Here is a 6,121-nt window from a genome sequence, read left to right on the forward strand (position 1 = left end):
CGTCAGGAAGGAACGGAAACGCGATGAGCAAGTTGCGGGTGGCCGTCATCGGCGCCGGCGGGCGGATGGGCACCGAGGCGGTCAGCGCCGTGCGGGCCGCGGACGACATGGAGCTGGTCGCCGCGCTCGGCCGGGGGGACAAACTGGAGACCCTCACCGAGGCGGGCGCCGAGGTCGCCGTCGAACTCACCCATCCCGACGCGGTGATGGACAACCTGGAGTTCTGCGTCCGGCACGGCGTCCACGGCGTCGTGGGCACCACGGGGTTCACCGCCGAGCGGCTCGCCACGCTGCGCGGCTGGCTGGCCGAGGCGCCGGGCACCGGGGTGCTGATCGCCCCCAACTTCAGCATCGGCGCCGTGCTCACCATGCGGTTCGCCCGGCAGGCCGCCCGTTTCTTCGAGTCCGCCGAGATCGTCGAGCTGCACCACCCGCGCAAGGCGGACGCCCCCAGCGGCACCGCGGCGCGCACCGCAGAGCTCGTCGCTGAGGCGCGCGCCGCGGCCGGCCTCGGCCCCCAGCCGGACGCGACCAGCGGTGGCCTGCCGGGCGCCCGCGGCGCCGACGTCGAAGGGGTGCCGGTGCACTCCGTGCGGCTGAGCGGTCTGGTCGCCCACCAGGAGGTGCTGTTCGGCGGGGACGGCGAGATCCTGACCATCCGCCACGACTCGATGACCCGCGGCTCCTTCATGCCGGGCGTGCTGCTCGGCATCCGCCGGATCGCCGGCGCCCCGGGGCTCACCCTGGGCCTCGAGCACTTCCTGGATCTGCACAGCCTGGACCCGCACAGCACCGACCAGGACGGCTAGCCGTGCGGGACAGGATCGTCTTCGCGCTGCTCTGCGCGGTGCTCGCCGTCTACTTCGGGCTGGTCGGGCACCGCGGCGTGGTGCTGATCGGCGAGGGCACCTGGGTCACCGTGCCGTTCGGCGTGGCCGTGCTGGTGCTGCCGCTGCTCGGCGCCTGGTTCCTGTGGCGCAGCACCAGCTTCGTGCTGCGCGCCAACCGGCTGGCCCGCGAGCTGGAGGCCGAGGGCGGGCTGCCGGTGGACGACCTGGCCAGGACGCCGAGCGGCCGGATCGATCCGGCCGCGGCCGACGCGGCGTTCGCCGCGCGGAAGGCCGAGGCCGAGGCGACGCCTGGGGACTGGCGCTCCTGGTTCCGGCTCGCGGTGGCCTACCACGACGCCCGGGACACGCCGCGCGCCCGCAAGGCCATGCAGCACGCGATCGCGCTGCACGCCGGGCGGGCGCGGCGGTAGCGGGGGCTGTCGGGGCCCCCGGGGGCTCAGTGCCGGTTCTCGGCGGACCACGCCTCGAGCACGTCGGCGGCGCGCTCGAAGAGGTCCCGGCGGCCGAGGAAGTCGACGCTGTGGTCGGTGAGCAGGGTGGCGAGCGGCTCGCCCCGCTGGCGGTCGATCTGCACGGCCTGCCCCTGGACGCTGCGCGGCAGGCCGAGCCAGCGCACCGGCTGCTGCACGGTGCTGATCCTGGTGATCTCGCGCCAGCGCAGGGTCTGGGTGGTGAACAGGCCGACCCGGCGCAGTCCGCGGGTGCTGACCCAGACCCCCATCCGGAGCAGCCGCAGCGCGAACGCGATGGTGAGGACGGCGACCAGCACCGTGACGCTGGCGCCGGCCAGCGTGCCGGCCACGGCGATGATCAGCGCGGATATCAGCATGTAGGCCGCTATCAGGAGGGTGAAGGCGGCGATGCCGACCCGCCACGGGCCGAGCCGGTAGGGGCGACGCCACTGGTTCGGGTCGGGGGGTGGCGCCACGTCCGGCCCGGGGGCGGCGGTGTCACGGTCGGCCGAGAGAAAGGCAAGGGGCACGACGGGTCCTCGTTCGTATCACAGTCGGATCACACAGGGGACGGTGCTGTGAACGGTGAGGCTATCGCGCTCAGGGATTGGTGGCCGCCGCCGGTGCCTCGGGAGGGCTCTGGTGTTCGACGTCGAGGGCGGGGCGGGCCAGCAACAGGGCGCCCACCAGGCCGGACACCACGATCAGGCCGAGCAGCACGTGCCCGAGCAGCTGGCCGACACTGGGACGTGGCCGCCGGGGCCGTGTGACGTCGCTCAGGAAGTCGTCGTGTCCGGTCATCTGGCGCCCCTTCCCCCGATTGGCCTGACCCGAGTGGGTTAATACAAAGTTATCAGGTGAAGAGTCGGACTCGGGGGCGAGCGTCCGATTCGTCGGAAGGCGGAGGGGCTGTCAGTGCCGCCGTCTAGGGTGGGGGCCGTGACGGATACCCCCAGTTTTCGCAGCGACATGACGGTCGAGTTGGTCAAGCACAGCGCCTCCGACAAGGACGTGATCTGGGCGGCCCGTGTCTCGACGGCCGGCGAGCACTCGCTGGACGAGTTCAGCAAGGATCCGGAGCGCTCCAAGGGCCTGCTCAACTTCCTGATGCGCGACCGGCACGGCAGCCCCTTCGAGCACAACTCGATGACGTTCTTCGTCAGCGCGCCGATCTTCGTCTTCCGGGAGTTCCACCGGCACCGCGTGGGCTGGTCGTACAACGAGGAGAGCGGCCGCTACCGCCAGCTCGAGCCCGTCTTCTACGTGCCGGGCGAGGACCGCAAGCTGGTCCAGCAGGGGCGTCCAGGGAAGTACGAGTTCGTGCCCGGCACCCCCGAGCAGCACGCCCTGGTCGCCAAGACCATGGAGGAGAGCTACCGGCAGTCGTACGCGGCCTACCAGGAGATGCTGGCGGCCGGCGTGGCCCGGGAGGTGGCCAGGGCCGCCCTGCCCGTCGGCCTCTACTCCTCGATGTACGCCACCTGCAACGCCCGCTCGCTGATGCACTTCCTCGGCCTGCGCACCAAGGACGAGCGGTCCCGGGTGCCTTCCTTCCCGCAGCGGGAGATCGAGATGGTCGCCGAGCTGATGGAGCGGGCCTGGGCCGAGCTGATGCCCCTCACCCACGCGGCCTTCAACACGAACGGCCGGATCGCCCCCTGAGGCCGCCAGGCGGTGCCGCGCACCGTTGATGTGTACCTCGGAAAACCCGATAGAAGTGTCACGTATTGCGACATTTCATGAAGTTCATCTAGGGTGATTGAACGGTCCCGGCGCTGTCTGAACCCCCGAGCAGGCAGTGCCGGGATCCACAGGTTGTCCGCCCCGCTTGGCCACTCCGTGCCGAGCTGCGAGTAGCGTGGAACCCATGGCTCCGACCTCCACACCGCAAACCCCCTTCGGGCGGGTCCTGACCGCCATGGTCACGCCATTCTCGGCGGCCGGCTCTCTCGACCTCGATGGCGCGCAGCGGCTCGCTGCCCATCTGGTGGACGCCGGCAACGACGGCCTGATCGTCAATGGCACCACCGGCGAATCCCCGACCACCAGCGATGCGGAGAAAACCCAGCTGGTCCGCGCCGTGGTCGAGGCCGTCGGCGACCGGGCCCACGTGGTGGCCGGAGTCGGCACCAACGACACGCGACACAGCATCGAGCTGGCCCGCGCCGCCCAGGCGGCCGGCGCCCACGGCCTGCTCACCGTCACCCCGTACTACAACAAGCCGCCGCAGGAAGGGCTGTACCAGCACTTCACGGCCGTGGCCGACGCCACCGAGCTCCCGGTGATGCTCTACGACATCCCGGGCCGCAGCGGCGTCCCGATCAACACCGACACGATGATCAGGCTCGGCGAGCACCCGCGGATCGTCGCCAACAAGGACGCCAAGGGCGACCTCGGCAGAGCCAGCTGGGCCATCGCCACCACCGGCCTCGCCTGGTACTCGGGCGACGACATGCTCAACCTGCCGCTGCTCTCCGTCGGCGCCATCGGCTTCGTCTCCGTCGTCGGCCACGTGGTCACGCCCGAGCTGCGCGCCCTGGTCGACGCCTACTCCGGTGGTGACGTGGCCAAGGCCACCGAGATCCACCAGCGACTGCTCCCCGTCTTCACCGGGATGTTCCGCACCCAGGGCGTCATCACCTCCAAGGCTGCCCTCGCGATGCGCGGCCTGCCGGGCGGCCCGCTGCGGCTGCCGCTCGTCGGCCTCACCGAGGCCGAGACCGAGCAGCTACGGCGCGATCTGGCGGCCGGCGGGGTACAGATCTGAGAACGACCCGGAGCGCGTCTCCGGAGACACGAACGTCACCGCGAAGGTGATAACTGAATACCGACCATTGCACAGAGTCACGCGCGCCACAGGCTCTCACCCGGGGGCGGTGGCGCGCGTGGTCAGGAGAGTCCATTGAGTCATCCGCATCCAGAACTCGGCCCACCGCCGAGGCTTCCTGAGGGTGGCCTACGCGTTACCCCGCTCGGCGGTCTCGGCGAGATCGGCCGCAACATGACCGTCTTCGAATACGGCGGACGGCTGCTCATCGTCGACTGCGGCGTGCTGTTCCCCGAACAGGAGCAGCCGGGCGTCGACCTGATCCTGCCCGACTTCAGCTCGATCAGGGACCGTCTCGACGACATCGACGGCATCGTCCTCACCCATGGGCACGAGGACCACATCGGCGGCGTGCCCTACCTGCTCCGCGAGAAGTCCGACATCCCGCTGATCGGCTCCAAGCTGACGCTGGCCCTGCTGGAGGCGAAGCTCCAGGAGCACCGCATCCGCCCCTACACCCTCGAGGTGAGCGAGGGGCACCGCGAGCGGATCGGGCCGTTCGACTGCGAGTTCGTCGCCGTCAACCACTCGATCCCCGACGCGTTGGCCGTGGCCATCCGCACGCCGGCCGGCATGGCCGTGCACACCGGCGACTTCAAGATGGACCAGCTGCCGCTCGACGGCCGCCTCACCGACCTCCGGGCCTTCGCCCGGCTCGGCGAGGAGGGCATCGACCTGCTGTTGTCCGACTCGACCAACGCCGAGGTCCCCGGCTTCGTCCCCCCGGAACGCGACATCTCGAGCGTGCTGCGCCAGGTGTTCACCCGGGCCGAGAAGCGCATCATCGTGGCCAGCTTCGCCAGCCACGTGCACCGCATCCAGCAGATCGTCGACGCCGCCCACGAACACGGCCGCCGGATCGCCTTCGTCGGCCGGTCGATGGTGCGCAACATGGGCATCGCCAGGGACCTCGGCTACCTCCGGGTGCCGGCCGGCCTCGTGGTCGACGTCAAGACCCTGGACGACCTGGCGGACCACGAGGTGGTCCTGGTCTGCACGGGCTCGCAGGGCGAGCCGATGGCGGCGCTCTCCAGGATGGCCAACCGCGACCACCAGATCAGGATCGTCGAGGGCGACACGGTCATCCTGGCGTCCTCGCTGATCCCCGGCAACGAGAACGCGGTCTACCGCGTGATCAACGGGCTGACGCGCTGGGGTGCCAACGTCGTCCACAAGGGCAACGCCAAGGTCCACGTCTCGGGCCACGCCTCGGCTGGCGAGCTGTTGTACTTCTACAACATCTGCCAGCCCAGGAACCTGATGCCCGTTCACGGCGAGTGGCGCCATCTGCGGGCCAACGCCGAGTTGGGCGCGATGACCGGGGTGCCCCCCGAGCGCATCGTGATCGCCGAGGACGGCATCGCGGTCGACCTCGTCAAGGGCAAGGCGAGGATCGTGGGCAAGGTCCAGGCCGGCTACGTCTACGTGGACGGCCTCTCGGTCGGCGACGTCGACGAGGCCAGCCTCAAGGACCGCCGGATCCTGGGCGACGAGGGCTTCATCTCGGTCTTCGTCGTGGTCGACAGCAGCACCGGAAAGATCGTCAGCGGCCCGAGCATCCACTCGCGCGGCTCCGGCATCGAGGACTCGGACTTCGCCGCGGTCATCCCGAAGCTCGACGAGGTGCTGTCCCGATCGGCCCAGGACGGCGTCGTCGACCCGCACCAACTCCAGCAGCTGGTACGGCGAACGGTGGGCAAGTGGGTCTCTGACACCTACCGCAGGCGCCCGATGATCATGCCCGTCGTCATGGACGTCTGACGGTTCGTCTGCCGGCGGAGCGCCCGGATTTGCATCCGGGCGCTCCGCTCAAGTACGTTTACGTCACCGCCGCAACGGGAAGCCCGCAAGGCCCCGGCTGAGGCGGTCACGAACGAAGCGAAGCCCGGAGGATCCCGAGAGGGAACCGAAGGAAGCGTCCGTTCCTTGAGAACTCAACAGCGTGCCAAATAGTCAATGCCAGATTTTTTGAAGTTGGATCCATGATCCAA

General features: G+C 69.9%; 7 protein-coding genes. 5 read left to right on the forward strand and 2 right to left on the reverse strand.

All coding sequences use genetic code 11. The features are described 5' to 3' along the window. Nucleotides 1–23 precede the first annotated feature (23 nt). Together dapB and ACYVPE_RS31610 are read left to right on the forward strand one after the other, a co-directional pair. Nucleotides 24–809, forward strand: a complete 786-nt coding sequence (gene dapB, locus ACYVPE_RS31605; protein ID WP_461037201.1) for a 4-hydroxy-tetrahydrodipicolinate reductase — start codon at nt 24–26, stop codon at nt 807–809. A gap of 2 nt (nt 810–811) precedes the next feature. Continuing rightward, nucleotides 812–1,261 (forward strand): hypothetical protein, encoded by a 450-nt coding sequence (locus ACYVPE_RS31610; RefSeq protein ID WP_461037202.1) that lies wholly within the window; start codon nt 812–814, stop codon nt 1,259–1,261. Between the two features lie 26 nt (nt 1,262–1,287). Here the strand turns inward: ACYVPE_RS31610 and ACYVPE_RS31615 are convergent, their stop codons facing one another. Then, complete coding sequence (locus ACYVPE_RS31615) at nt 1,288–1,833, reverse strand: hypothetical protein (RefSeq protein ID WP_461037203.1); 546 nt, start codon at nt 1,831–1,833, stop codon at nt 1,288–1,290. A gap of 70 nt (nt 1,834–1,903) precedes the next feature. Further along, the gene (locus ACYVPE_RS31620; RefSeq protein ID WP_461037204.1) at nt 1,904–2,104 is read right to left on the reverse strand and encodes a hypothetical protein; all 201 of its coding nucleotides are present in this window, start codon (nt 2,102–2,104) and stop codon (nt 1,904–1,906) included. A 168-nt stretch (nt 2,105–2,272) separates the two neighbouring features. On the opposite strand from ACYVPE_RS31620, the gene thyX reads away from it, so the two are divergent. The 3 genes from thyX to ACYVPE_RS31635 all read left to right on the forward strand — a co-directional run bounded on the left by thyX (nt 2,273) and on the right by ACYVPE_RS31635 (nt 5,891). Next, entirely contained in the window at nt 2,273–2,965 is a 693-nt protein-coding gene (thyX, locus tag ACYVPE_RS31625; protein ID WP_461037207.1) for an FAD-dependent thymidylate synthase, read from the forward strand. A 205-nt stretch (nt 2,966–3,170) separates the two neighbouring features. Further along, complete coding sequence (dapA, locus tag ACYVPE_RS31630) at nt 3,171–4,070, forward strand: 4-hydroxy-tetrahydrodipicolinate synthase (protein WP_461037205.1); 900 nt, start codon at nt 3,171–3,173, stop codon at nt 4,068–4,070. Between the two features lie 135 nt (nt 4,071–4,205). Then, a complete protein-coding gene (locus ACYVPE_RS31635; RefSeq protein ID WP_461037206.1) occupies nt 4,206–5,891 on the forward strand; it encodes a ribonuclease J in 1,686 nt (561 codons plus the stop codon). Nucleotides 5,892–6,121: the final 230 nt, after the last annotated feature.

The organism is Streptomyces mayteni (assembly GCF_054783955.1).